Genomic DNA, 26,253 nt, shown 5'->3' on the forward strand with positions numbered 1-26,253 from the left:
CTATAGAACACTATCATGTTTTTATAGAACGCAGATTATCATGATTTTCAAGATCTATCATGATAAATCTTGAAAATCATGAAAATCCGTGTTCCATTCTACGCTAACCTCATAGGGTGCTACTCTACTAATTTATCTATGCATCGTAACAGTAACTTAGAAGGTAAAAGAAATATCCTGTTTAGGATAATCCATCTTATAGGTTTTCTGAATCCCTTTCGATTTTACATGAATGATATTAACCTGTTTGGTTTCATAGTCGTACAATAAGCTGCAATCAACCGCTACCTGGTTAACTATCGGCTGTTTTTCGATTTCAAAATAGCACCAGGTACTTTCCAATTGCTGCTCAAAACCAACCAGGGTAAAGCGGGTAGCTTTGCCATTTACTTTAAGCTTCAGGTGCTCGGTCATATAGGCCAATAAACTCTTTTCTACCAGGGGTTTGTCTTTGGGGTTCTGGATATCAAACTGTTGTTTACTGAATTTTTCTAACGTTTTTTCAAGGTCATCCGTAAACACCCGTACACTTATTTCCAGTGAGGCCGCATTGTTATTGTGGTTGATGTCTATCACCGACATAAAAAACGGATGAACCATAGAAAGCATGCCTGCCAACATCCATTGAATCAGTATATTTACCATTTATTATTCAGCTTTTCCTAATACAAAGGTCATAATAAATTTTCAAATCAGCCATGGATCAGTTTTTAGCTTATTTCGAAGTAGGATTTGGTCATATAGTTAGCCGCAGTCTTGGAGTTGATCATATTCTCTTTATCGTGGCATTGGCAATCCGTTACCAGTTCTCCGACTGGAAAAAATTACTGGTATTGGTAACTGCATTTACCATCGGGCATTCCATAACACTGGCTTTGAGTGTATTTAATATTGTAAATTATTCGATAGCCTGGATTGAGTTCCTGATTCCCGTTACGATCGTTATTACGGCAATCAGTAACTTTTTTGTGACCAAATTCAATTTTAAGTCCCGTTTCCCGCTTATTTATTTCTTCGCATTATTTTTTGGTTTAATACATGGATTAGGGTTCTCCAACTACCTAAAAAGCATGCTTGGGCGCCAATCATCCATAATCTGGGAGTTATTTGCTTTTAATGTGGGGTTAGAAGTTGGTCAACTGGTAATCGTACTGGCAATGTTGATCATTTCATTTATATTCGTCAATCTTTTGAAGTGCAATCGTAGGGAGTTCCTTCTCTATATCAGCGGGGGAGCATTTGCAGTAGCACTTTTAATGGCAATAGAAAGATTTCCTCAGTAAAAAAAAAAGATGTAATAAGCCTGAATAATGATTGTTTTAAATGATTTTTTGGGCCAATTCCATAAGACCAAAACCATAAATACCAACCGATGAAAAAAATTGCTTTACTGGCGATTGGATCAATTTTCATGGTTTCTGCACAGGCGCAGAATATCATGAATAATCCAACATCCAATCACGGCAACCGCTTTGAACAATTGGGTACCATTTTACCAACACCCAATGAGTATCGTACCGCTAGTGGTGCCCCCGGCCCGAAATACTGGCAGCAAAGGGCCGATTACAATATCAAGGCTGAACTTGATGAGGCCAACTTTAAATTGAAAGGAAGCGAAACAGTTACTTACTATAACAACTCTCCGGATGTACTTACTTATATCTGGCTTCAGTTGGATGAAAATGAACATAATTCTCAAAAAAATGCGGGATTCGATGATCCCAGTTCATTGCGTCAGGTATCGGTAAATGCGCTTGATGCGATGGAAGAGAATAAAACCGATAACGGTTATGGCCATATCATCAGCAAACTCACAGATGCCACTGGCAAAAACCTGAAATATACCATCAACCGTACCATGATGCGTATTGATCTGCCCACAGCCTTAAAGCCTGGTCAGAAATTCGTATTCAACCTCGACTGGTCCTATAAAATATCAGATCGTATGGTAAAAGGTGGTCGTGGTGGTTATGAAATGGTAGATGGGAATGCTTTATTTACCATGGCACAGTGGTTTCCTCGTCTTTGTGTGTATAGTGATTTCCAGGGATGGCAGAACCACCAGTTTACTGGTAGAGGAGAGTTTGCCCTCACATTTGGTAACTACAATGTACAAATTACCGTTCCGGGTGACCACGTGGTATTAAGTACAGGTGAGTGCCAGAACTATCCTCAGGTATTAACTGCGGCTCAACTTGCCCGTTGGAACAAAGCTCAAACTGCTAAAGAACCAGTTGAAATTGTAACACTGGAAGAAGCAAAAAAAGCAGAGCAGGGTAAGAGCACCCAGAAAAAAACATGGATTTACAAAGCGACCAATGTGCGTGATTTCGCCTGGACCTCCAGCCGTAAATATGTGTGGGATGCAATGCCTGCGTATGTAGAAGGCAAGAAAATCATGTGTATGAGTGGTTATGGTAAAGAAGCCTATGGCTTATACCGTAAGTATTCAACTAAGATAGTTGCGCATACTATTAAATCTTATTCTAAATTCTCTATCCCTTATCCTTATCCTGTTGCTCAAAGTATTGAAGCAGCAAATGGTATGGAATACCCGATGATTTGTTTCAACTATGGCCGTACAAATCCGGATGGCACTTATAGTGAAGCAACCAAAAATGGAATGATTGGTGTAATCATTCACGAAGTAGGACATAATTTCTTCCCTATGATCGTGAACAGTGATGAGCGTCAGTGGACATGGATGGATGAGGGTTTGAATACATTCGTAGAATACCTTGCTGAAGAACTGTGGGACAATAAATTCCCATCACGCCGTGGGCCAGCCTGGGGTATTGTGGATTATATGAAAGCTCCTAAAGAGCAATTGGAACCAATTATGACGAATAGCGAAAACATCGTGCAGTTTGGTCCAAATGCTTATGCAAAACCAGCAACCGGTTTAAATATCCTCCGTGAAACCATTATGGGAAGAGAATTATTCGATTTTTCATTCCGTGAATACGCACGCCGCTGGGCATTTAAACATCCTACACCTGCTGACCTGTTCCGTACAATGGAAGATGCAAGTGCAGTGGATCTTGACTGGTTCTGGAGAGGATGGTTTTATGGTATCGAGCCATGTGATATTGCCATAGATACGGTACGTTACGCTGTGTTTGATCCAAATGCAGTTCCACAGGCAAGAGGCGGAGCCCCACGCACAGTGCCTTTGGATAAACCTTTGGTGAATGCTTTTGAAGACATTTCAAAAATCCGTAACAGGGAAGATAAAACCATCGTATTCCAAACAGATGCAGATACTTCGCTCCGCGATTTTTACTGGAGATATGCCCGTGGACTTGAGCCATACGATGCAGATACCAAAGTAACACTGCCTTCATTTGGTACTCCTGAGGCTTTGACTGAAGCAGAAAAGGCAAAATACAAAGACATGCACCTCTATGAAATTACGTTCAGTAACAAAGGAGGATTGGTAATGCCGCTGATCGTAGAATTCACTTTCGAAGATGGTACCACTGAAACACAACATTTATCTGCACAGATATGGCGTAAAAACGAAAATAAAGTTACGCGTGTGTTTATGACCAAAAAGAAAGCTGTAAGTATTAAGCAGGACCCTATGCGTGAAACCGCTGATATCAATGAAGCGAATAACAAATGGCCCGCAACTGCTGAACCTACTAAGTTCCAACTCTTTAAAATGAATGGAGCGGCTCGTGGTCAGTCACAGGGTACCAACCCAATGCAAAATGCTTTGCAAAAAAGAAACTAATTAATTTCAGCTAACACTAAACCACCCTGCATCAAATGGTATTTGACAGGGTGGTTTTTTTATGAAATAAATAATATGAAAAACATGTTCATCCGCAAACTTTTCCTGGTTCTTTTACTGTTGCCCGCAAGCTATTATACTGCGATTTCCGCAACTGTGGATACAATTGATATTAAGAGCAAATGCATGGATAAAAACATCCGTACAGTAGTAATTACGCCAGATGGTTATGATGCAGCAGCCGGTAAAAAATATCCTGTTGTATATCTCTTACACGGACATAGTGGCAATTACCGGTCATGGGTAAAAGATGTACCCACCATTAAAAAAGCAGCAGATGAACTAGGGTTGATCGTGGTTTGTCCGGATGGAGGGTTTAATAGTTGGTATATAAACAGTCCTGTAAATGATTCGGTTAAATACGATACACATATATCCGAAGAATTGATTCCATATATTGATGCGAATTACAGAACGATTGCAGATAGGAAAGCAAGGGCTGTATCTGGTTATAGTATGGGAGGGCATGGAGCTTTATACCTCGCATTAAAACATCCTGATTTATTCGCAAATGTTGGAAGTATTTGCGGTGGGGTAGACCTAAGGCCATTTCCAAACAACTGGCAGTTGAAACGTATTTTAGGAGATATCCAAACATCACCCGGAAACTGGGATGCTTATTCTGTAATCAACCTGGTAGATGGATTAACAAAGGGTCAATTGAATATGATGATAGATTGTGGCGTAGATGATTTCTTCCTTACAGTTAATCGTAAACTGCATGAAAAATTAGTAGAAAAAAAGATACCCCATGAATATATTGAAAGAGAAGGCGGACACACCAGAAATTATTGGGCAAATAGTGTAGACTACCACTTCTTCTATTTTAAAAGAATCTTCACCCAAGCAGGATACTAGAGGATGGCAGATGTCAGATGTCAGATCGCAGATGTTTGATGTTTGATCTTTGATTTCTAATATCCCACATCTTAAATCAGTCATCTGCCATCTGAAATCTGACATCTGCGATCTGACATCTGCGATTTGACATCTAAAAATGTAAAAGCAACCTCTTGCCAAGGTTGCTTTTTTACTGCATTAGATTTTACAGTGAGCCCCGTTATCAGTCACTATATTTACCACCTGCAGCAACCCAGTTAGTGATTTTTTGTTTATCGGTAGCGTTAAGCTGTCCTCCCTGAGGCATGAAAGATGGATTGCCATCTACTGCTCTGGCTTTAATACGAGCCGCAGCATTAACGATATTACAATCAGTGCCGAAATTTTGTCCACCTTGTGCACTAGCGCCCGTATGACAACTATTACAATTGGCAACTATTACTGCTTTTACAGCAGCAAATAATGGTCCACTTGCAGCTGCTGTAACTGTTACTGTACCAGTTTTGGTACAACCTTCACTATCTTTTGCGATGATCGTGTGATCACCTGCTCCAACATTTGAGAAGCTGCCAGAACTTTGAAATGTTCCTCCATCAATATTATAAGTAAAACCAGTACTACCACCTGCTGTTGCTGTTACAGTACCTCCTGTACAACCAGAAGCACTGGTAGAGCCCAATGTAAGGGTCAGATTTTTTGATCCGCATCCCCCTGTTGAAGGTGGGGTAGGAGAAGGACTTGGAGAACTTCCTCCTTTACTACAAGCAACAATAATGATTGATGATGCTGTTAGACAAAGAAAGATGGTTAATGTTTGGCGTATCTGCTTCATAAAATAGCTTTAGATTTTATAGATATACGCTATTTCTTTTCGTAGGGTTGCCTTAATTGTAAAGAAAAATTTAAACCAAAGCTGCTGAGCCTGATACTGCCATATCCCAAACCTGATAAAGGCAGTGCTGCATAAGGTTCTATTAGAATACTGGTACCTGGACCTATTGCTTTTCTCCAGCCGGCCGACAGCTTCAATATCGATAATAAATGGGTATTGCCGGTTGGGTAGTTGCTGTTACGCGTAATTGGTTGTCCGTTCCAGTAATAAGAATAATTATAATTTTCCCTTGTCATGAAATAGGAAGAAATACCTGTGCTGACAAAGAACCCGCGTTTTGCAGTACCATTGAATTTATACCTTAATAAAAGCGGTACTTCCCACATGTTACAGTATCCTTCCACCATTGTTAATTTATAATTTGCCACCCAACTACCTTTTGGTGCATGGAAATCTTGTCCGGCCATACTGTAGTTTTTCTTTGTAAATAATACACCAGTATGAACCGACCATGTTTCATTAAAATGATAGCCGGTTATAAAGCCTGCATTTATTCCGGCTTTACTCGAATAACGGAATTTCACCGTGCTTGCATCCATGCCGCCAACCAATGCAAAACTGAATTTGCTGTCGGTTGATTTATTAGTTTTTGGGATGCTGTTGTTTATATTCAAAGTGTCGGTTTTAACCACTGATTGCTGCACACTGCTGTCGTTCTTTTGTTCTAAGATGCCAGTCACAGTTTTATTGCTGCCTGTATCAGTTGTTATTTTAATTGTATTAAGAGCATTACTGCTATTCTTGTTGGTTTGTGGTAATTCCGATTTATTGCTTTGCGTGGAAGACTGCAATGTTACCGGGTTCTCTGTTTGCTTTTTATCGAATGATGCTGTATTTGTTTTTTTATCTGCAGTTATTACCTGCGCATCGTTACTATTTTTTGAAACAGGAATTTGTGAAACATTTACAGCATTGTTTTTTTGAGATAGCGTAACCTTATTTTGATTAGGTGTAGCTGGTTTGGTGTATGCAGGTTCGGGTATAGTATTAAGAACCTCATCTTTTGTTGTAATGGGCGATTGTTCTGCAATTTCAGTAGTTGTCAGATCGGTTTCAGCCTTTTTATCGTCGACTGACTGGGACTGTTCTGGTGATACTCCAGGTTCTGTATTTGAAATGTTTTTGGTTTTTTGCGTGGAAGATATTTCATTATTAGGCAAGCTGAAATAAATAGCGCCTGCGCCAATAAATAGTAAAGGTAACAGCCACCAGAAAAGAAAGCGACGTCTTTTCTTTTCCTGAACTGGCATTACCTGATCCAGGGCAGCTTCCATTTTCTCCCAGGAAGCTTTGCCCGGTGGGGTATATCCACTGGCAGCATCCCGGCTCCTTTGCTCGAGCCTGATATCGTTCTCTGAATTAGACATAGGTTTTTATTCCACTGCGTTCTGCAATTATTTTTCTCAAATTATTTTTCGCTTTAGATAAGTTGGACTTTGATGCTCCTACACTGATTTGCAGGGATTGTGCTATTTCATCATGACTTAACCCCTCTATTACAAACAGGTTGAATACTGTTCTGTATACCGGGGTTAATTGCCTGATAGCGTCTATGATTTCGTCATAGGCCATTTTGTCAAGTCCGGATTCCTGATGGGTCGTAATATTATCCTGTTCGCCTTGTTGGTCCATGCTGATAATATTCAACTGCACTTTTCTCAACTGATCGATACAGGTATTAATTACAATTCTTTTAAACCATCCTTTTAACAGTGCCTCAACATCCCCTTCGCGGTTAGCTTCGAATTTGTGGATGTTTTTGAAAAGCTTGATGAATGATTCATGCACCATTTCTTCGGCTTCCTCCTGTTGATGGATATAGCGATAGCTGATTTTAAGGGCATAATCAAATAGCCACTCGTATAGCATACGCTGGTAATTACGATCGTTGTTGCAACAACCGTTGATCATACTCATTATTTGATCTGTAACACGGGGCAAAATGAAGCAGTATGTTTAAATATCCTTCCTGTTAAACTACAATTATTCCCCCGTATACGCAAGGAATAGCAATGGGGTTGCCTGGAGGGAAATAAGAAATAAGGAATATGAAATAAGGAATGAGAAAGTAAGGTTTTCCTACTTCCTTATTTCATATTTCTTATTTCATATTCCTTATTCCTTATTCCTTATCCCCCTGTTCTTCCGTCTCTTATTTTGGTTTTTTTCTTGCCGGAGTTCTTTTTTTCGAAGTTGAGTACCTCTTTGGGCTTGTTTTTTACCGATGCACTGTCCTTTTTTACCGATGCGCTGTCCGCATTTTTAAGCAATTTTTCGGGGTTGCCCGGTTCTTTTCCAGGTTCTACAAACTGGTCCAAAAACCAGTTTTCGGTGCGGAGAATTTGTCCGGTGGCCGGGTCAAAAAAGCGCCATCGACCATGTTTTAAAGCGTTGCCATTTATTTTAACGATCACTTGTTCAACCTTTGTTGGGTCGATTACATCCTGCACATCTACCGTATCAAATTGTTTCGCCGGATTCATCGCCCGCCAGCTTTCTTCCCGCTCAATGCCAGTCATAGTAAAGTATTTGCTCGATCCGTCTTTCAATCCCCATCGGTAATTTTCTATGGCAATCATATCACCCATCAGGTTAAATCTGCGCCAGGTGCCTTCTTTTTTACTGTTGATAAAACTGCCTTCTTCTTCATAACCCCGTTCACCTCTGATAGGAGGAACTTCAATTTTCCAGCGACCCTGTTTGAGTCCGTTTTTATCGGTACAGTTAATGGTATCTCTTTTGGAAGTGAGCTTAAAACTAACACATTGTGCCCCTAAACCGGAGGAAAAGAAAATGAACAATGGTAGTGCTATCAAACGCATAATCGTTTAAATTGGGCCTCCCAAATTACCAACTATTTTACTTAGTATGAGAAAATTAACAACTGCTTGCTTCCTGCTATGGACCTTAACCGGATTAGCACAGGTGAAGCCTACATCTGCGGATGTACGTATGAAAGCTGTTCAACAAAGGAAACAGTTACAACAACAGTCACTGGTAAACAATACCAGCTTCCGTAATGTCGGCCCTTCTGTAATGAGTGGTCGGGTAGTAGATATGGAGGTAAACCCGGAAGATCCTACGGAATTCTACGTTGCGTATGCAACGGGTGGTTTATGGCATACGACAAATAATGGCCAGAGTTTTACCTCAATTTTCGACTCGGAAGACATCATGACCATCGGTGATATCGCCATGAACTGGAAAACCAGAACCATCTGGGTAGGTACCGGCGAAGTAAACAGCAGCCGTTCCAGTTATGCTGGTATCGGGGTGTTTAAAAGTAGTAATAATGGAAAAAGCTGGGAATATCTCGGCTTACCAGACAGCCATCATATTGGTGAAATTGAATTACATCCAACAGATCCCAATACAGCATGGGTAGCCGTATTAGGCCATTTATATTCAGCCAATAAAGAAAGAGGTGTTTATAAAACCACCGATGGCGGTAAAACCTGGAAACTAACCCTTTCAAGTGATGCGAATACCGGTGCTGTGGACCTGGATGTAAACCCGAAAAATCCGAATGAAGTTTATGCTGCTATGTGGTATCGCACCCGTTCTGCTTCAAATTTTGAAGAAGGTGGCAAAACCAGTGGTATCTATAAGAGTATAGATGGAGGTGATAACTGGCAGTTAATTTCGAAAGAAGGTTCTGGATTTCCTAGTGGGGAAGGTGTAGGAAGAATTGGTTTGGCAATCTATCCATCAAATCCAAATACCATTTTTGCAGTAGTCGATAATAATTTCCGCCAGCCTGCAGGAACCCGTTCAAATAATACGGATACCAGCAGGTATGCTTTGGCTGATTTTAAAGACCTCAGTAAAGAACAATTCCTTGCACTGAACGATAACAAGCTGAATGCATTTATTCGTTCACCCAGAAATGGTATACCTGCAAAATATACAGCGGCTTCTTTAAAAGAAGCAGTAAATAATGGCACATTTGCCCCTTCTGTGATCTGGGATTATTTATACGATGCAAATACTGCCTTATTTGAAACGCCGATTTACGGAGCTCAATTATACCGTAGTGATGATGGTGGTGCTAGCTGGAAAATGACCCACAAAGATGCTATCCCCAACCTTTACAGCACTTATGGATATTATTTTGGTAAAGTGTGGGTTAGTCCTACAGACGATAAAAAAATTGTACTTACCGGTGTAGGCCTTTTATTGAGTACCGATGGTGGATCTACCTTCAAACAAATTGGTAAAGAGAATGTACACTCAGATCACCATTATGTATGGATCAACCCTAAGCGCGACAGCCACATGATTAATGGTAATGATGGCGGATGTAATATTACCTATGATAATGGCGATCATTGGTTCAAAGCCAATACGCCTGCGGTAGGACAGTTCTACAATATAGCTGTTGATATGGCACGTCCTTACAATGTATATGGTGGTTTACAGGATAATGGTACATGGTATGGTTCCAGCACCACCCGCGAAAATTACGACTGGTACGATGGTGGTCATAACCCATATACTTCTATCGGCGGTGGTGATGGTATGCAGGTGCAGGTAGACTGGAGAGACAACAAAACAGTTTACAGCGGATCTCAGTTTGGCGCATACAGCAGACAAACCATTGGAACCAGAGACAGGAGAGGCGTGCGTCCGGCTCGTGACCTGGGTGAAACTCCTTTGCGTTACAACTGGCAAACACCGATTCTGTTGAGTCGTCATAATCAGGATGTATTTTATTATGGAAGTAACAAGTTTCATCGTAGCATGAATCGTGGAGATAGTATGGTTACTATGAGTGCTGACCTCACTACCAATCCTCAACAAGGCGATGTGCCATTTGGTACACTGGCTACCATGAGTGAAAGTCCGCTTCGTTTTGGACTTATATATGTTGGTTCGGATGATGGTAATATTCAGGTGAGTAAAGATGGTGGTTATACCTGGACACTCATCAATAAAAAATTACCTAAAGGTTTATATGTTAGCCGTGTTACTGCAAGTGCCTTCAGTGAATCACGTGTTTATGTATCTCTGAATGGCTACCGTAACGACCATTTTGAAGCGTATGTTTATGTGAGCGATGATTATGGCACAACATGGCGTCAGATCATGAAAGACCTGCCTGCTGAGCCTGTAAACGTGGTAAAAGAAGATACAGAAGATGGTAATATCATTTATGTAGGTACTGATGGCGGCTTATACGTTAGTATTGACGGAGGTAATACATCTATGATGTGGAACAAAGGAATGCCAAACAGTATTCCGGTTCATGACGTTGTTATTCACCCAAGAGATGGTGAAATCGTAGTAGGCACCCATGGACGCAGTTTATACATCGCTAAACTCGAGGAAGTACGTAAGCTGGCGAAGAAGAAATAATTTTTTATGTCTGATGTCTGATGTCTGATGTCGGATTTGGATCTTATACATTGACTCCGTGCGATACAATCGCACGGAGTTTTTTTATGTTCAAATGATAAAAGGCACCTTAAAAAGTAAAATAATCACTTCATTAAAATCAAAGATCAAAAGATCAAAAATTCAAAGATTTCCTCACAACCCATAGGTCTTGCCTGCCTGCTTTTTCAGGGAACATTGAGCCATCGTAATGTGCGATTAGTTGGAATCTGGTTTTCAATAATGCTGCAAATTTTTCGGGATGGTGGTAGGTGGTCATCATTCTATGACCGGATACGGGGTAATGGGTACTGCAAATACCTTGTTGTTGTATGGCTTGTTTTTTAGCTTCAGGTAGTTTTTCTATAAAGTAGTTGCCATGTGTGGTGATCCAGAGTATGCCTCCTGGTTTTAGCAGGCGTTGCAGTTCTGTGAGCCATACTTCCTGTTCTGCAACAGGTATATGGGTGAATACGGAGAAGCCAATGATCAGATCAAACTGATGGTTACCGAAAGGAAGCGGGGGGTGTTTTGGTTGTGCAACAAAATAAATGTGTGGAATATGTTGCTGGTTCCATTGAATGGTTTGGGCATTGGTATCACAGGCGGTAATCACTGCATCCGGACAAACGGTTGTAAGGTGGCGCGTAATCCTTGCCGGGCCGCAGCCCCAGTCTAATATTTGCGGGGTAGGCGGGATGTATGCTTTTATACTGTCTATTATTTCCTGTGCAGTCAATGCACCGTCTTCAATGTATTTTCTGTAATTGAGCTGGTACGATTCGTATAAGGTATACGCGGCAGGAAAAGCAGTGGTTGGATGCTCTCTTCGGTAGCGCCGGTTACGGCTAAAATACCTGAGCTGCTGCCATCTGAATAGCAGAGGGTCTGTAAAAACAGGGAACAAATATTTCAAGGTATGTACCAACGACATCTGTAAAGAAACTGAACAATAATGAATATCGAACATCCAACTTCGAAATTGGATATTCGATATTCCTCTGTTCATTATTCCTTCACTTCTTCTTCCACGAATTCCAGTATATCTGCAGGCTGACAATTCAACGTTTTGCAAATAGCTTCCAGAGTGCTGAAGCGGATGGCTTTTGCCTTGCCAGTTTTTAATATTGATAAGTTTGAGAGAGTGAGTCCTACCTTTTCCGACAGCTCATTCAGCGACATTTTTCGCTTGGCCATCATTACATCTAAGTTTACAATGATTGGCATGACTTATACGGTTAAATCGTTTTCGGTTTGTAAAGCAACACCCCTTTTGAAAATATGGCCAATAACATAAATTACGGCAGCCATTAAAATAAATGCCTGTCCATCTTCCCAAAACTGGTTCAACTCCGTTACTGAATGACCATAATGCGTAAGGCTTTTGGCTGTTTGTCGACCAATATGGCTAATGATACCGATGGAGAAGGTAGTGTAAGAAATCTTCAAGATTTCTGCAGCAACAAAATCATCGAATGGCTTAGCCATGTCTATTTTGTGCATAAGCATTACCAGTACATAAAACAGGTAAGCTTTTAATCCCGCTATGAACAAAATAAAACTATACATACCATAAAAGGCCCACTGGCTGCGCTGGTACATTTCACTAAGGTCTAGTTTTAGGTAAAGCTTGTCTACCGATTCGGGTTTGGTAATGCTGAAAATAAAATTCACAAGCAAAGCGCCTGCTTCTATACATAGGCCAGCGAAGATGATCCAGGCAATGATGTGTAATACTTTAAAAATGAAGTTGTTACTGGGTGTCATGGTGTTATTGTTTTGAATAATGATACAAAAGTAATAAATATTTATTGAAAAACAATAAAAATCTATCTTTTTTCAAAAAAATATCTTTTGCCCTGTTTGCGTAGCCGGTTGGTGTAAGTTAACCGCAGAGAAAGGGGAAAATGGAGTTTACGCAGAGACTGGAGCGTATTATTATTATTGTATCAGGTGGCTGTATGCACGGTCACCATAGTAGCGGTATCTTCTGTTTTCGGCTGCTGTGCCAATTAATACCGAATGAATAAAGCCATTGTATTCAACCTGTTGGGTATGGTAAATTTTGCGGTCGGGATTCTTTTTCAAATACACATTCATTCTTTTGTTTTTCGATTGAAAATGCATGATAGAATCATCCTTTACTTTAAAGCGTAAAGCCTGCAGATCTTTTATCATCAGTTTGCTTCTGTACCAGGTTCCGCCGGTGGCACTTACAATGGGTTTATCGTTGTACAGGGCAACGCTGTCGTTATAAGCAAAAACAGTAAGAAAATTTTTACGGTTACTACTTAACCATGCCCTGATCTTGTTGGTATAGGATGAATCGTAGCCATAATTACTATCAATAAAAGTTATGCGACGAACAAAACCTGGCAGCTGTTTTTGGGCATCCATATATCCAAAAATAAAACTACCACCACCGCTATGTCCATTCAGGTGAAGGGTGAAGTTTTTCAAAGCCAGTGTTTGAATAATAGTGTCAACAATGGCCGTTATCTGTGTTTTATAATCGGGATAAGCACGTTTCCATTGCGGCCAGGCTTTTTTATCATTTTCCAGATAAGCTACGATAATGTTTTCTTTGCTTGTTTCCCTGATGAAAGCTGTTTGGGCTTTGATGTGTTGAATATCGTAGTGCCAGTCATCGCCTGGTTCCATTTTCTTGCCCATGGTTTGTGCAGTGGTGTTGCCATTCGGAAGGGCGAATAAAATAAGCTGTGTGTTTTTATGTGATTGTACGGCGGGTTTATCAATAGTAATGGTAACATCGGTTCTAAACCTGAAACTTATGGTTGTATCCGACGCACTGAAACCAGTGAAAGCAATCAACAGGCAAATAAGGCAGCAGGTATACTTTAAAGGCATAGTGAAGAAATTGTTGCCTAAGCTACCGCTTTTGAATCAAATAGCACTTATCAATACTTTGGCATTTCTCATCCACCAGATTCACCATTTGTACTGCTATTATTCAGTTGGAATAATTATGCCTGTTGTTTGTTGTATACCATCTATCTTATCGCTCTATAATCTAAACTTAAAGCGTGGTACGATGTTTACAGCATTAAATAAAATAAAACAGCTGATTGTATTTCAGGTATTTACCGTTTACCTGCGTTACCTCATTGGGGGTGCATTTGTTATAGCAGCTTTTGGTATGGGCAAAGTAAAAGGTAAAGCTAACCTCATGTATTCCATGGATAAGCCTATCGAACAACTGGAACCTATCCAGCAGTTTTTCAGGGTGATGAGCGACTCGGGATTGTACTGGCAATTTATTGGATGGAGCCAGATTATAGGCGGGGCCTTATTAATGACGCAAAAACTGGCGAGGTTAGGAGCACTTGTTTTTTTCGGATTAATACTGAATATTTTTATCATAACCATATCCTATAACTTTCAGGGAACTTCGGTAATAACCGGACTGATGTTGTTGGCTACTACTTATTTACTTGTCTGGGATTTGCCAGCATTCCTGCCGCTGATAAAAAATACAGTTGATTATAACCCAATACCCCTGAAGCTGGCTGACCATACCTTCTGGGCAATACTTGGTTTTATAATGTTGCTTACTATTATAATACTGGCTTTTGTTTACCCGAACCCTATATTTCAATTAGGTATTCCTTTTTTGGAAGGGTTGATTGGATTTATTGTGTTTATGGTTAAGATTAAAAATGATAATACAGCATAGTGTATCTACAAGTTGAACATTTGTAATAATCAAAAGAAAAATAAAGTACGGATAATTGCCAGGTGTTATGTTATTACATTTTGCAATCGAAGAAATCTTTATTCGGATGCTTCAATTATCGCTTTTGGAAACTTTCTGAGCTTTCCAAAGTTAATGCTCAACTTGCAAAAGGTGTTTAGGAAAGATATTTTGCATTAATAATAAAATCAGGCTTTTATAGCGATAAATATGCGCTATGTCAAATCAGTTAGTTGTGTTGCCTTTTATTCAACGTGAAACTAAAATCTTCATTGCCGATAAAAAAATGGTTGTTTTTATGCAGAAAGAAAGCAATGTTTTCATCGCCTAATAAGAGCGAGATAGATTTTGTCGGCTGGTCAGGGTCAAGCTTGTAGATAACTGTATTCGGGTTGCCTGGTAGTCCTTTTAGTATTGTCCAGGTGCCAGTAATAGCCGTTTCCCTGCTATTAGTTCTCATAAGTGAGTAGGAGCTTGGTTTCAGGGTAGCTGGGTCTTTGGTTAAGGTAAGTTTCCATTTCAGTTTAAAACAGTCTGGTTGAACAGTGAGCTTATGTTCTGCTGCAAATTCAAGGCAGGGTGTTCTTCCTTCAAAAATAATTTGCGTTGCTGTGTCCTCAGAAATCGCTGATTGTTTAGCAAATGCCGGTAAGGTACTATTTTCACTGAGTAAAGGATTTTTTCTGTTAAGTGTATAACTCCAGCCTCCATTACCTATCATCAGTTTATGTTGAACTGTTAACAGGTGAAATATATTATCGCTGAGCTTTTCGAGTAATATTGTCGCATCTTTTTTGCTACTTTTTAAATGATAAACCCTGCTGCTTGGTCGCTCATTATTTTCTGACACTGTATAGCGGCCTTCAAATTTTTTTTGCAGCCCTTCGCCAATAAATCCAAGTGTGTTTGGTTTTGATTCACCGTACACAATTGATAGGGTGAAAACCTGGTCCCCGGTATTAGGTTCAGAAAGGGTCAGATTCCATCTGATGAAGTCGGCTTTTGTATTAAGCGGAATAGAAAGTTGTTGTTTAATTTCATCATCTGCTGGAGTACAGCCAACAAGATTTATAATATTTTCGGAATTCTTTGGCTTTGCGTCGCATGAATTAAATAGCGACAGAATAGTCAACGCAAACAGTATTGAGTAATTCAAAAACAAACCTGCGATTTTCATGGTATCCCAAATTTAATTAAAACAGGGAGCTTTAATTGTTAAAACTATCCATCAAACCATAGAAATCCGTTAGTCTGTTCCTTGTTTTATAATGTGCGAGCTAAGGAGGTTGACTGAAGGACAAAATGTGCCAATTTGCCTTTATCTGCGTGTATAGGTTATTGCTATGCGAACCTGTTACATTAACGTGCAGGGTTAATGCCAATATATTTCACTTCACTTATTTGTATAATGGGCTGAATATTGGTATAGTTTTTAAAATCATTGATAATCGTTTCCCTCTGTTGACTTACGGCTTTATTGTATTCAGTTATATCTTTTACATAGAAATAACCGATGGCCAGATAGGGAACTTTATCTGTTGGGGTTCTGCCGGCTATGCCTTTGTCGATTTCATAGAATTGTAAATTTTTTCCCAGAAAGCCTGCTACCATTGGCATATGCTTGCGCTCGTAGTAATCCATGTCGAAATTTTTGCCATCACCATTTGGATATAGAATGGCTACTTTAAACAACTCATTGCCGGTTGATGAAGCATGGATTAACTGTCTGGTTTTACAGCCAAACAAGCTTACAAGGATGATTAATAACAGAAGTTTACTTTTCATTTGATTCGCTTTAAAAGATCATCATTATGCCAAAAACACATAGAACTATTTTTGTGTCCAATAATCTATAACAGTTACTTTATCTAAAATACCGGGTAATAGTTCTGTAAATGTTTTATGCGCCGGATGCACTAAATAATCGTCCCGATCTTTTTCGCTGGCAAAACTGAGTAAGAAACAATGGGTAAGACCATTGTTCAGTTTTTCGGGACTATTATTAGTACCCCATTCAAAATTTTTGATGGCTTTTATCTTGGAAGGTAGTTTTCTGAATGCCTCAACTGCCTTGTTAATGGAGACTGTATCGGCATTGTCTTTCCACCCAAACAAAACGACATGTCTGAGTTCTTTACTAACTGTTTGTGATAAAAGACCTGTGTATAGGAAAACAGTAAATAAGCTAAAAAGAAGTATTTTTTTCATGGTCATTTTTATGTTCTTTCAAAAATAGTCATTCATAATTACTTGTGTCGTTGCATAATGGGGCAATCATATTTCCCATTACTATCAACATTGCAAACCTAATGTACTAGAAGCAGGCATAGGGGTGGCAGGGGTGGTGCCACCCCTTTTAACCTATTGAAAATGAAATCATAGTAATACTAAAATTCATATTCTTCAACGTAAAAAACCGGCAAAAGGGTGGCGTTCTTCGGTAGCGCTTCGGGAAAATGGTAGTTTTCTTCGGGATTCCTTCGTACATCCTTCGGTAATCCTTCGAGAAATACCGAAGCCGCTTCGGGAATTGCCGAAGAAATACTGAAGAAAACACAACTGTGATACGAGGAATATTCAGTGACCTTCTGTGTCTTCAGTGGCAATATAAATTGTCTTGTACTGAAAAAACTTTACAGTTGGGTAGGATATTACCAGGATAACTTTACAAGTGTTCTGATCATTGATTTGTTCCCCGCATCGTCTCCCTCTGAAGCCAAAGGCTTAAGAATGGGGACGTTGCGCTGCCGCACATCCAAGTTGTATCTATTGGTTATTAGCTGCGTATGTTGGATAATGATATGCCTGAGTTTTAAGTAATGATTAGCCGGCTTCTGTGTAAGCTCTGCCGCAACGTTCCCATTCTTTCACCTGCGGTGATAGAGGGAGACGATGCGGGGAAGACCCAGCGAAGAAGGAAACTCACCATCCCACATAATCTGGTGGTTTAAGCTCATTTAACCTGATATAAACAAGCATCTGTGCCCGGTGATGAGTTTGATGATCATTTAAAAGATTAATGATCTGTAACTTATTTAAAGGGCCGGCAAAAAAGGAAACAGTAGTTGCCAACTGGGCAGGCTTAAATTGTTGTAAGGTATGTATAGCGTAGTCATAAGCTTTGTTCAAAACTGAAATGGTTGTTGCCTTATCCTGGTATTGAAGTGCCGCTTTTGTTAAAGGGTTTGATGTGCCATCGAGATAGGAAGAGCATAACCAGCCCATATTGGAAGCAAGGTGTAATAACTGTTCTCCAAAACTCATTTCGCCTGCTGTGGGCTTATACATATATTTTTCAGAAGGCATCAGGTTCGCCACTTTCAGGGTATATTCTTTTGCATGCTGCAGTTTGGTAATAGAAGCTGTTAAAAACAACGAATCATTACTTAGCGCTCTAAGTGAAATACTAAAAGATAACAGCAATAGGGTAGTGATACTTAAACATTTCATAAGCTAAAGTTGATAACCAAAAATAGGGAAATAGAAATTGCTTTAGATTACCTCTTCGTCGCAATTTCCGATATAAGTCGGAATGCTTCTTTCAATGCAATCAGTGTCAACCTCGGGGTGAAGGGCACAAACATGGCAGTTTCTCGCAGATGCAGCGTAAATTGGTTGGAATTTAGTACAGCGTCTGTGTGAAACCTTTCCGCCGCAGCGAAAAAAGAAGAACCATGAACAGGAGACTGATAGTATATAGCATCGTTTTTTTTATGGCTGCCTGTGTTAATAAAAAGACAGGGCCTGAAGAAAGTGCTTTTTTTACTTTTTGGATAAAAAAAATAGTGACAGATAGTATTGTTCATGAAACAGGAAGCCTGCTTGCGGAGCGATTTGCTAAACGTTCCAATGCACTTCCTGATATTGTTTATTTGTCACCCAAGAAAAAGTATGCCGGATCTCGTGATAGTAATGTTCGGTTGGTGTTTGGTATAAAAGATTCATTGGTGGTTGAAGAACTTCCAGACAAGGAGATAGGCGTTCTGGAAGAACTAAAGCTTATAAGCAGGGATAGTGCCATTTTTAAAAGCAGTTCTGTAAATGTGTTGGGTACTATTCATATCAACCAGATTTTACACAATAAGGAGCAGACGATTATTTATATCGATCATTCCTATTCCGGGAAATACCCCAATCATTATTTTTCAGCCATCAGTGAACTTCGTTTAAGTGATGGAAAATGGACACTAGTAAGAACTGAAGTGTATGAAATGAGTTAGTTGATTTTATACCAAACAAAGCCAGTTAAATTCTGCTCTACAGCCTGGGTATATTTAACTCTTTTGTCTCTATAAATAGGGTATATGAACCTGCTTAGTAATTAGCAGTTGGTATCACTGTAACCCCTGCCACAACGTCCACAATCTTTTACCTGCGGTGATAAAGGGAGACGTCGCGAGAAATCCTGCGAAAAAAGAAAACCCTTCAGAGAAGGAATCGTAAAATAGCATACTTGTATTTTAAGACATTTCCAGTCTTTCACCTGCGGTAACAGAGGGAGACGATGCAGAAAACTAAATCCTAGCGTATTTTAAGATATAGTATTAAGTGGGCTATTTTTGAATATAATTACTTAGAAAGAAATGAATATTAGAAGTACTGAAAAATTTGAAATATTTCGAAATAGTTGGTTGTCGATTGACAATTATTTTTCAATGCGTAACTACTCTGTGCAGCAAGAAGTTGTCAGGTTGCAAAATACTCGTTACCTGAAAATGGATTATGCTTCGCAAAATGGCACTATCAATGTGTCTTTTGGTTATTTGCCATTGGATGCATTTGGTAATGATAAAGAACTTGTTTTTGGTAATATCTATTGCCCCAATCAGCTATCCATTTCTATATATAAATTTGGAGAAATTGAGTTTGGGTATAAAAAAGATAATTTCTCATTATTGACCTATCCGGGCAGCTTCGAGGAGCGGGTAAGTGTTTTTTGTAAATTCTATTTGTCAATATTACTATCGCCAAAATTGGTATCTATACTTGATGGGAATAATTGGAGTGATAATTATTATGTGCCCTGGTATGACGGGACAAGATATTAGACTTCTTCTACGCATCGTCTCCCTCTCAAGCCTCAGGCTTTAGAATGGGTCCACAGGACTCCTTTGGAGGACGTTGCGTTTCTCGAGAGTAGGAGTGTATCTATTCGTTTTCACTTGCGCGTATTGGTTATTAGCATGCAAGCATATTAAATAATTATTAGCTTGTATCTGTGTAACCTCTGCCGCAACGTCCCCGGTCTTTCACCTGCGGTGATAGAGGGAAACATTGCGGGAAACCGTGCGAAGAAGCAAAAATCTGTTGCTATAATCTAATCTTACAAATGGTCATTCTCTATTTCTATAGAAATAGGGCATCCAGCAACGAACGTACATGGATTCAATTTTTTTGTTAGGGTAAATGATTGTGAAAATTGTATGATCACCATCTGAACAATTGTCGGAACCATATTGAAGTGGGTTGTCTAGCCAGTGAATACCACTACGAATTTTATTAATTATCTCAATATGTTCACTGTTTCTTAATTTATATTCAAAATTGCTGATTCCTGGATCAAATTTTTCGATTTCAACAATATATTTAATCTTTCCGGTGTGTCCCATTGCCTCTGATCTGATCGAGTAGATCGTATCCTTAATTAATATTTTCATCCGATCGCTAGGGCAGTTTATACAAATTTCATCAAAGGTTTCGGTGATAAATATAGTATCCTTTAAATTGGCTGAAGATATTTTGCTTTTTATTAGTTCAGACAATTTTGTTAGTCTAAAATCCTTTTGTGCTTCAACATAGACCAGCGTTCCACGTGCGCTTTGATATTGTGAGCTTATAACAGCGTTTACTTGGGAATTATATATCATTTCATTTAAGCTTTCAAAATCGACGCACCCTGATAAGCACAAAAGAGGGGTTATTAATTTTATCAATTTCATACTTATGTTTAATTTAAAAATTGTCGAAATGAAATTTTACCAATCAGCCCATTGATTAGTATTTTGCGACAAAGGGGCAATGCATTTTTCGTAACCCCCAATTGCAAGATACTAAGTTTCTCAACTGCAGTGAAGGGGGCGCACAATGCAGTTTATCGCAGAATCACTGTGGAATGTTTCGGAAAGTAAATACACTAAGAACGAATGCTCCCATTACCCAGGAGGGGTATCAGATGGTAGCCTCTTGCTGTTTTGATGGGGTGTTAACCGTATATGTTGGTATTGCTTAGCAAGGGAGATAAGTAATCCCTAACACGCTTCAGCGCAACTTTTGGAAAGTTTCGGAACTTTCCAAAAGTAATGCTTACTTATTTTAAAAGGAGATATGTTTGAGTTTGGCCTTTACAATTGCTTTTAATTTTTTTAAAGCCTCTTCGCCAATATCGCTTTCGGAAAAGTAAACTGCCTCGTATAGGTTTTTCTGAGGAAAAAGATAGATAGATGTTTTGTCTTCGTCATAATATGAGTAATATTCCCAGTTTATGTCAGATTTATAGGTATCTGTAATGAATGTAAGTCTGTTGTTGTCGAAAAATAAGTAAGATTCAGCCTCGTTAGAAAGAAATGAGCTGATTGAAGCATCCCTCCATTTTAGCCGCTTGCTCCACTTAAGTAGAAGCCAAAGAGAAAATAATATCATACTAAGCCAGCAAATAGTAATGAGGCTTAAGGATATTACTTTGAAAGTAATGAACCGGTCAGTGTTTGAAAAAAATGAAACTGCAAGAATTAGCAAGGTTAGAATTGATAAATAGAGTGGGTATTTTTTATATCGACCGTATGTTATGGCAAATTCTTTTCGAATAAGGAAGCTTAACTGCTTTTTAAGTTCGCTTTTATTTCTCTTTATAAAAATAGGTTCCATTTACTAAATAAAGGTACTTATTCTAAATTTAAATTGATACCAGGATAACTATTATTCGGTGTTATTCGAGCAGGTTAAGTAATTATTAGTCTGCCTCTATGTAACCTCTGCCGCAACGTCCCCATTCTTTCACCTGCGGTGATAGAGGGAGACATCGCGGGAAACCCTGCGAAGAAGGAAGTTAATGCTCAATGAGATGTTTACGCATATCTAAAAATAGGATACTAATAGTAAAATAGTATGCTTGTTTTTAGCTATTCCATTCTTTCACCTGTGGTGATAGAGGGAAAGCTCGCGGAGCACCCTGCGGAGTAAAAAACTGTTGCTAATTCTTGCATATAGTTGATGTTGTATTATCAAATCCTACTTTTGCAAATACTTTTCTTGTACGTTTGTTTTTAGTCAAGCTTATAAATATTATAAACCCACATAATGTCTGCAAAGTCAACGTACAGCTGTCGTCTACCGTTTCGAGAATTAAGTACTACAAATCTTACAAAGCATTTAAGCCCGTCTTCATTAACACAATGAAATTGTAGTGTTTCATCTCCGTCCCTGTCAGTCTCTTTGTCATAATATTTGATAATGTCATACACTTGTTCTTTTTTGCTAAAAATTCTTATTCGTTCTTTTGTCAGGTCTATAGTGATTAATACCTCTGTTTCTTCAAATGTTGACCAGTTACTCCATCTGTTAGTATACTCGTTTTTAGCCTTAGATGCATAGCTTGTACTTTTAAATTTTGTCACCTGTGCAATTACAATATTTGCTAAGAAAGTGAATAGAATTGCAAAAAGTATTTTCTTTTTCATGCTCGTTACTTAATTATCAATTTGAATTTCATAAATTTTTCCACCCTCGCCTTCAATGGTGCAAGAACCCTCTTCATTTAATTCACTAGGGCTTATGTGGTCACTGTCAAGCCAACCACCTCTTGGAAAATTAATTTGTACAACCTCACAATTTTCAACTTCTACATCCAATATGTAAGTTTGAGTATAACCGGTCTCTGGATTATAATAGTCAACAGCTGCAGAATGTGTTCCATTCTCAAATTTGCAACCATTCTCGTCTGAGCTATTCTCACTTTCTGTGTTGTCTTGGATTGAACTCTCAGAACTATCTGAGTTACTTGCATCTGTGCAAGACAAAAGAAGTCCGAAATACAAGCAAAGAGGAATCGTCTTAAAGGATGTCATAAAATAACTCAAAACTAATAAATTTACGAAAGTGCACCCTTCAAAATGTGTTACGCCAATTGGAATAAATGAACAATAAGGCGATAAAAGAGTTGGCGTAAGCGTACCAATGATTTCGTCAATCCGTCAGGGTATTTATTTTAAAGAGTTTGTTCTTAGTATAAAAATATCCCAAATATTTCATTCCTAAAACGGTTTCCCGTAATCTTTTTGTTCCACGCATCTCCCTCTGAAGCCAAAGGCTTAAGAATGGGGACGTTCGCTGCCGCACATTCAAGTTGTATCTATTCGTTATTAACTGCGTATGTTGGATAGTAATATGCCTGAGTTTTAAGTAATGATTAGCCGGCTTCTGTGTAAGCTCTGCCGCAACGTCCCCATTCTTTCACCTTCGGTGATAGAGGGAGACATCGCGGGAAACCCTGCGAAGAAGGAAGTTTTGAAATTTCCAAAAGTTAATGTTTAAGAGACGATGCGGAGAACAAAACATTCTCGAAGAAGAATTTTTTTATTAAAAAAAGTCTCTACGATACCAAATTGTTGTATCGTATTTTATGAAATCAGTCTTAAGAATTGTCGTGATCAATTCTTGTTTATTAATCCTTTCCCAGAATATTTTTTCCATGTCACGTTGGTTGTTCCCCTTTACCATATTATCTATATAATCTTCAATAGTGGATGAATCAAGATTTTTGTAATTAAATAATCCTGAAATTATACTAACTACTTTTGAAAGAACAATTTTATCCTCACGAGAGTAATTAGTGAATTTATTTATTAGATCAACTAAATACTCATTTAATGCTGAATTTTTTAGAATAAATAATGCATTAGATGATTTAATTGCAATTTGACTAATTGAAGAATCAATTTCTATGTCTAATAGTTGGATATAACATTTATTTGAAACTCGTCTCGAATACTCATCTTCAGTTAAAAATATTTCTTCCCAAATTTTGTCAGATGATACAGCCCATCTTAAATCAACTCGTCGCTGTTCTGCAATAATTTTTATAGAATCTACTTGAAATGTATCATAAATAATTTGATCAAGAATGCTTTCACTATGCGATAATTGATTGCATATTAAATAATCTATATGATCAGTATTAGAGTCTTCGTTACTAAAAATAGTCTTTAAAAGAGCTAACGCCGATGAGTTTGATGATTTAATCTCTTTTATTAGCGAGTCTGCTGAGGAATACGACGCGCAATCAATAGACCAAAAATGACCGATCTCTACTAAGCCATTTAAGCTTATTAATTCTCTATTTTCAGACTTTTCAATTAATATACAGTTGATTGCTGCAATAGCTTTTTCAAAGGATTTTAGATCCCCGATTTTTATTTCCCTGTTAATACTTGATCTACCACTTTTAGCAAATGATTTTAAAAGCCAATTAGCTTCATTGGCTGCCCATGTTATAGAAAATCCTCCCCTTCGTAAACTTGAAAGCTCATTAGTGATGTGGTCAAGATATAATTGGTAAATCGAAAACATTAAGGCTTCTCGTTCGGGAGTAGATTCTATATTTGACCTTGCAACATTTGTTTTTGGGGCATTCTTCCCAGATGTATTTACTAGAGCAAATAGATTTCTACCATTGAACCCTGGGGTATTGAAATCTACTCTAATCCCTTCTATACAAGTCCCAATTGGATGAGATGCTGTTCTGTCAAATTCTCTAAACTCTAAAAAGTCCCATTCTTTCCAATGTTCGATATACCTTAGAGCATATGCTAGGGTTATACCATTTTTAGTTACCTCAAATACTTTCAGGCTAGTGTTATCTACAGTATAACCTAATTCGGTTAAATGTGATTTTAATAATTCAGCTGGGCTAGAATATCCGATTTTAACTTTAGCGCTTTCTGTTTGGAGATATAAATCGCAATTTGGAATTAATATCCATTTTTTTAGCTCATCTTCAATATTGTTCAAGTTTACATCAGCTCTAACATATAATTTAATGATCGTTCCATGATTTTTTAGTGAAGGTGGTATTGAGTCATGAGGTAGATATTTTAGAAGGTATTTACCATGAACTTTTTTGATTTTTAAAAGTATGGCCTTTTCACTTTCTGATGATTTGGTGGTAATATCGATATCATCTGCAATTAAGAAGCATGTGAGTAGCCCTATACCAAATCTGCTTATTGGTGAAAAATCGGGATGTGTTTTTTTGAATTTCTCATCTTGGTATCTTGATGAACCCACCTTTAAAAGGTGGTTCTGAATGATTTCAAGTGTCATCCCTGTACCATTATCGATAAATGCTAATTCTCTCTCGCTTTCCTTCCATATAATGTTGATTTCTGGTTTGTATGAAGTATGAGCAGAGTTCATTTCATATTCATAACTTTTAAGTTTCGAAGCGTCGATAGCATTTTGAGTCAACTCCCTAAGTACAACAGATGAATCATTATATAATGTATGGCCTACGAGTAGATCTAGGATTTTTGTTTGGTCTAGGATAAATTCAAATTGGCGTTTCTCAAAATCTTTGGTTTCGATATTCGAATCATCAATGTTGCGCCATGGGTAGCTGTATTCAATTCCAAACTGCTTAGCAGCAAGTTCATTATATTTATAATTTTCTTTTAATTGTTTGCTAGCATAATTTAAATATGAGATTAGTCCAAAAAACCCCTTTTCATCCTCAAAAAATGCTATGATTTCAAAAGTATCTTTTGGTAAGGAGGTGTCAATTAGTCCTTCTTTTTTCTTTGGTTGAGGTCTTACTGCTTTTACAGCTTTCTGTTTAGCCCATTCATCTTGACTAATTGGGTCATTTGGGTTGATTAAATTATATTCAATAGAAGGAGTCCGGTCTGATGTAATATGCAGTAAATCTGCAGTTCTTAAAATTAAAGCTGCATAATGTAAATTGACAATTTCATTTTCAGAAGGCCCATATTGCTGATTTGGCTTATATTTTTCAAAGTCGTCTAAATCTGAAAGATGGTGACTTTCACAAATTGCTGCTAAATCCCTTATAAATAAGGGATCAATGTTTGATAAGAGATTTTTTATTTCTTTAACTACAGCAAGCTCGCTTGGAAATTTAGGGCTAGCTTCATTTATGATCCATTTTTTAATTCTTTCAGCGTGAGTTTTTCTTACAAATTCTTGATAAAGGAATCTGTCTTGTGCTTCTTGATTCCCCAAAGCAGATATTTTTTCTCTAATTTCTAAACCATAATTTCCTTCAAGAATTGATTGTTTGAAATTAGGGAAAGTAGTTTTGTTTCTGTCTTTAAATTCTTCTTTTGTAACAAGCATACCGAGATCATGGAAATAAATTGCTAAAGTGATCATTAGCCAGTCAGAATATGTCATTATAGACTTTGTCTGATCTGGGATTATCCAATCGAGTGACTCAAGCATATAGTTAATATGGCTAATGTCATGTTTCGTATATTCATCAAATATTCCTTCTTTACCTATTTGCCCAAGAATTAGACTTATTTGTCTTTTAATGTGTAATAGTTTTAATCCACTAAAGGCTTTTAAACTTTCTGCTTTTTCTGCATTTTTTTCAGCATTACTTAACAATATTGTTTGATTCATGATCTA

At 38.2% G+C, this 26,253-nt stretch carries 25 protein-coding genes; 7 read left to right on the forward strand and 18 right to left on the reverse strand.

Features of this window, described 5'->3' with window-relative positions:
- Positions 1-156: 156 nt before the first annotated feature.
- Positions 157-645 (reverse strand): DUF6702 family protein, encoded by a 489-nt coding sequence (locus ACH30E_RS12230; protein WP_294992819.1) that lies wholly within the window; start codon positions 643-645, stop codon positions 157-159.
- 53 nt (positions 646-698) lie between these two features.
- Between ACH30E_RS12230 and ACH30E_RS12235 the strand changes: the two genes are divergently transcribed.
- The 3 genes from ACH30E_RS12235 (at position 699) to ACH30E_RS12245 (ending at position 4,654) form a co-directional block, all read left to right on the forward strand.
- Positions 699-1,283, forward strand: a complete 585-nt coding sequence (locus tag ACH30E_RS12235; protein ID WP_490825040.1) for a HupE/UreJ family protein — start codon at positions 699-701, stop codon at positions 1,281-1,283.
- 89 nt (positions 1,284-1,372) lie between these two features.
- Complete coding sequence (locus ACH30E_RS12240; RefSeq protein ID WP_490825041.1) at positions 1,373-3,736, forward strand: M1 family metallopeptidase; 2,364 nt, start codon at positions 1,373-1,375, stop codon at positions 3,734-3,736.
- Between the two features lie 75 nt (positions 3,737-3,811).
- Positions 3,812-4,654 (forward strand): alpha/beta hydrolase, encoded by an 843-nt coding sequence (locus ACH30E_RS12245; RefSeq protein WP_294992810.1) that lies wholly within the window; start codon positions 3,812-3,814, stop codon positions 4,652-4,654.
- Positions 4,655-4,859: 205 nt separating this feature from the next.
- Here the strand turns inward: ACH30E_RS12245 and ACH30E_RS12250 are convergent, their stop codons facing one another.
- The 4 genes from ACH30E_RS12250 to ACH30E_RS12265 form a co-directional block, all read right to left on the reverse strand.
- Positions 4,860-5,468, reverse strand: coding sequence for a c-type cytochrome (locus ACH30E_RS12250; RefSeq protein ID WP_294992808.1), 609 nt, complete (start codon positions 5,466-5,468; stop codon positions 4,860-4,862).
- Between the two features lie 29 nt (positions 5,469-5,497).
- Positions 5,498-6,895, reverse strand: coding sequence for an outer membrane beta-barrel protein (locus ACH30E_RS12255; protein WP_490825042.1), 1,398 nt, complete (start codon positions 6,893-6,895; stop codon positions 5,498-5,500).
- Complete coding sequence (locus ACH30E_RS12260) at positions 6,888-7,445, reverse strand: RNA polymerase sigma factor (protein ID WP_294992802.1); 558 nt, start codon at positions 7,443-7,445, stop codon at positions 6,888-6,890. The genes ACH30E_RS12255 and ACH30E_RS12260 overlap by 8 nt, the downstream gene beginning before the upstream one ends.
- 212 nt (positions 7,446-7,657) lie before the next feature.
- Positions 7,658-8,350: a toxin-antitoxin system YwqK family antitoxin gene (locus ACH30E_RS12265; protein WP_294992799.1), complete on the reverse strand. Its 693-nt coding sequence runs from the start codon at positions 8,348-8,350 to the stop codon at positions 7,658-7,660.
- Positions 8,351-8,396: 46 nt separating this feature from the next.
- Here ACH30E_RS12265 and ACH30E_RS12270 point away from each other — a divergent pair, with 46 nt between their 5' ends.
- Positions 8,397-10,883, forward strand: a complete 2,487-nt coding sequence (locus tag ACH30E_RS12270) for a VPS10 domain-containing protein (RefSeq protein WP_490825043.1) — start codon at positions 8,397-8,399, stop codon at positions 10,881-10,883.
- Between the two features lie 154 nt (positions 10,884-11,037).
- On the opposite strand, the gene ACH30E_RS12275 is transcribed toward ACH30E_RS12270, so the two are convergent.
- From ACH30E_RS12275 to ACH30E_RS12290, 4 genes are all read right to left on the reverse strand, one after another.
- Positions 11,038-11,910: a class I SAM-dependent methyltransferase gene (locus tag ACH30E_RS12275; protein ID WP_490825044.1), complete on the reverse strand. Its 873-nt coding sequence runs from the start codon at positions 11,908-11,910 to the stop codon at positions 11,038-11,040.
- Entirely contained in the window at positions 11,910-12,128 is a 219-nt protein-coding gene (locus ACH30E_RS12280) for a helix-turn-helix domain-containing protein (RefSeq protein ID WP_294992791.1), read from the reverse strand. Before ACH30E_RS12280 ends, ACH30E_RS12275 begins: the two co-directional genes overlap by 1 nt.
- A gap of 3 nt (positions 12,129-12,131) precedes the next feature.
- Positions 12,132-12,668, reverse strand: a complete 537-nt coding sequence (locus ACH30E_RS12285) for a DUF2975 domain-containing protein (protein WP_490825045.1) — start codon at positions 12,666-12,668, stop codon at positions 12,132-12,134.
- A 174-nt stretch (positions 12,669-12,842) separates the two neighbouring features.
- Positions 12,843-13,769 carry a hypothetical protein gene (locus tag ACH30E_RS12290; protein WP_490825046.1) on the reverse strand — a complete coding sequence of 309 codons (927 nt, stop codon included), beginning with the start codon at positions 13,767-13,769 and terminating at the stop codon, positions 12,843-12,845.
- 184 nt (positions 13,770-13,953) lie between these two features.
- Here ACH30E_RS12290 and ACH30E_RS12295 point away from each other — a divergent pair, with 184 nt between their 5' ends.
- Positions 13,954-14,595, forward strand: a complete 642-nt coding sequence (locus ACH30E_RS12295) for a hypothetical protein (protein WP_490825047.1) — start codon at positions 13,954-13,956, stop codon at positions 14,593-14,595.
- Positions 14,596-14,842: 247 nt separating this feature from the next.
- Here the strand turns inward: ACH30E_RS12295 and ACH30E_RS12300 are convergent, their stop codons facing one another.
- From ACH30E_RS12300 to ACH30E_RS12315, 4 genes are all read right to left on the reverse strand, one after another.
- Entirely contained in the window at positions 14,843-15,790 is a 948-nt protein-coding gene (locus tag ACH30E_RS12300) for a hypothetical protein (RefSeq protein ID WP_490825048.1), read from the reverse strand.
- A 182-nt stretch (positions 15,791-15,972) separates the two neighbouring features.
- Positions 15,973-16,398 (reverse strand): EthD family reductase, encoded by a 426-nt coding sequence (locus ACH30E_RS12305; protein ID WP_490825049.1) that lies wholly within the window; start codon positions 16,396-16,398, stop codon positions 15,973-15,975.
- 45 nt (positions 16,399-16,443) lie between these two features.
- Complete coding sequence (locus ACH30E_RS12310) at positions 16,444-16,821, reverse strand: Dabb family protein (RefSeq protein ID WP_490825050.1); 378 nt, start codon at positions 16,819-16,821, stop codon at positions 16,444-16,446.
- A gap of 714 nt (positions 16,822-17,535) precedes the next feature.
- Positions 17,536-18,063, reverse strand: a complete 528-nt coding sequence (locus tag ACH30E_RS12315; RefSeq protein ID WP_490825051.1) for a DinB family protein — start codon at positions 18,061-18,063, stop codon at positions 17,536-17,538.
- Between the two features lie 224 nt (positions 18,064-18,287).
- Here ACH30E_RS12315 and ACH30E_RS12320 point away from each other — a divergent pair, with 224 nt between their 5' ends.
- Positions 18,288-18,833, forward strand: coding sequence for a hypothetical protein (locus ACH30E_RS12320; RefSeq protein ID WP_490825052.1), 546 nt, complete (start codon positions 18,288-18,290; stop codon positions 18,831-18,833).
- Between the two features lie 435 nt (positions 18,834-19,268).
- Positions 19,269-19,661 carry a hypothetical protein gene (locus ACH30E_RS12325; protein WP_490825053.1) on the forward strand — a complete coding sequence of 131 codons (393 nt, stop codon included), beginning with the start codon at positions 19,269-19,271 and terminating at the stop codon, positions 19,659-19,661.
- A 285-nt stretch (positions 19,662-19,946) separates the two neighbouring features.
- Here the strand turns inward: ACH30E_RS12325 and ACH30E_RS12330 are convergent, their stop codons facing one another.
- From ACH30E_RS12330 to ACH30E_RS12350, 5 genes are all read right to left on the reverse strand, one after another.
- Positions 19,947-20,552 (reverse strand): hypothetical protein, encoded by a 606-nt coding sequence (locus tag ACH30E_RS12330; RefSeq protein WP_490825054.1) that lies wholly within the window; start codon positions 20,550-20,552, stop codon positions 19,947-19,949.
- Between the two features lie 373 nt (positions 20,553-20,925).
- The gene (locus tag ACH30E_RS12335) at positions 20,926-21,252 is read right to left on the reverse strand and encodes a hypothetical protein (RefSeq protein WP_490825055.1); all 327 of its coding nucleotides are present in this window, start codon (positions 21,250-21,252) and stop codon (positions 20,926-20,928) included.
- Between the two features lie 623 nt (positions 21,253-21,875).
- On the reverse strand, positions 21,876-22,289 hold the full coding sequence (locus ACH30E_RS12340; RefSeq protein WP_490825056.1) for a hypothetical protein: 414 nt from the start codon (positions 22,287-22,289) through the stop codon (positions 21,876-21,878).
- Positions 22,290-22,298: 9 nt separating this feature from the next.
- Positions 22,299-22,688: a hypothetical protein gene (locus ACH30E_RS12345; protein ID WP_490825057.1), complete on the reverse strand. Its 390-nt coding sequence runs from the start codon at positions 22,686-22,688 to the stop codon at positions 22,299-22,301.
- 499 nt (positions 22,689-23,187) lie between these two features.
- Positions 23,188-26,247, reverse strand: a complete 3,060-nt coding sequence (locus tag ACH30E_RS12350) for an HD domain-containing protein (protein WP_490825058.1) — start codon at positions 26,245-26,247, stop codon at positions 23,188-23,190.
- Between the last annotated feature and the right edge of the window lie 6 nt (positions 26,248-26,253).

Source organism: Sediminibacterium sp. FW305-C-61 (assembly GCF_058231065.1).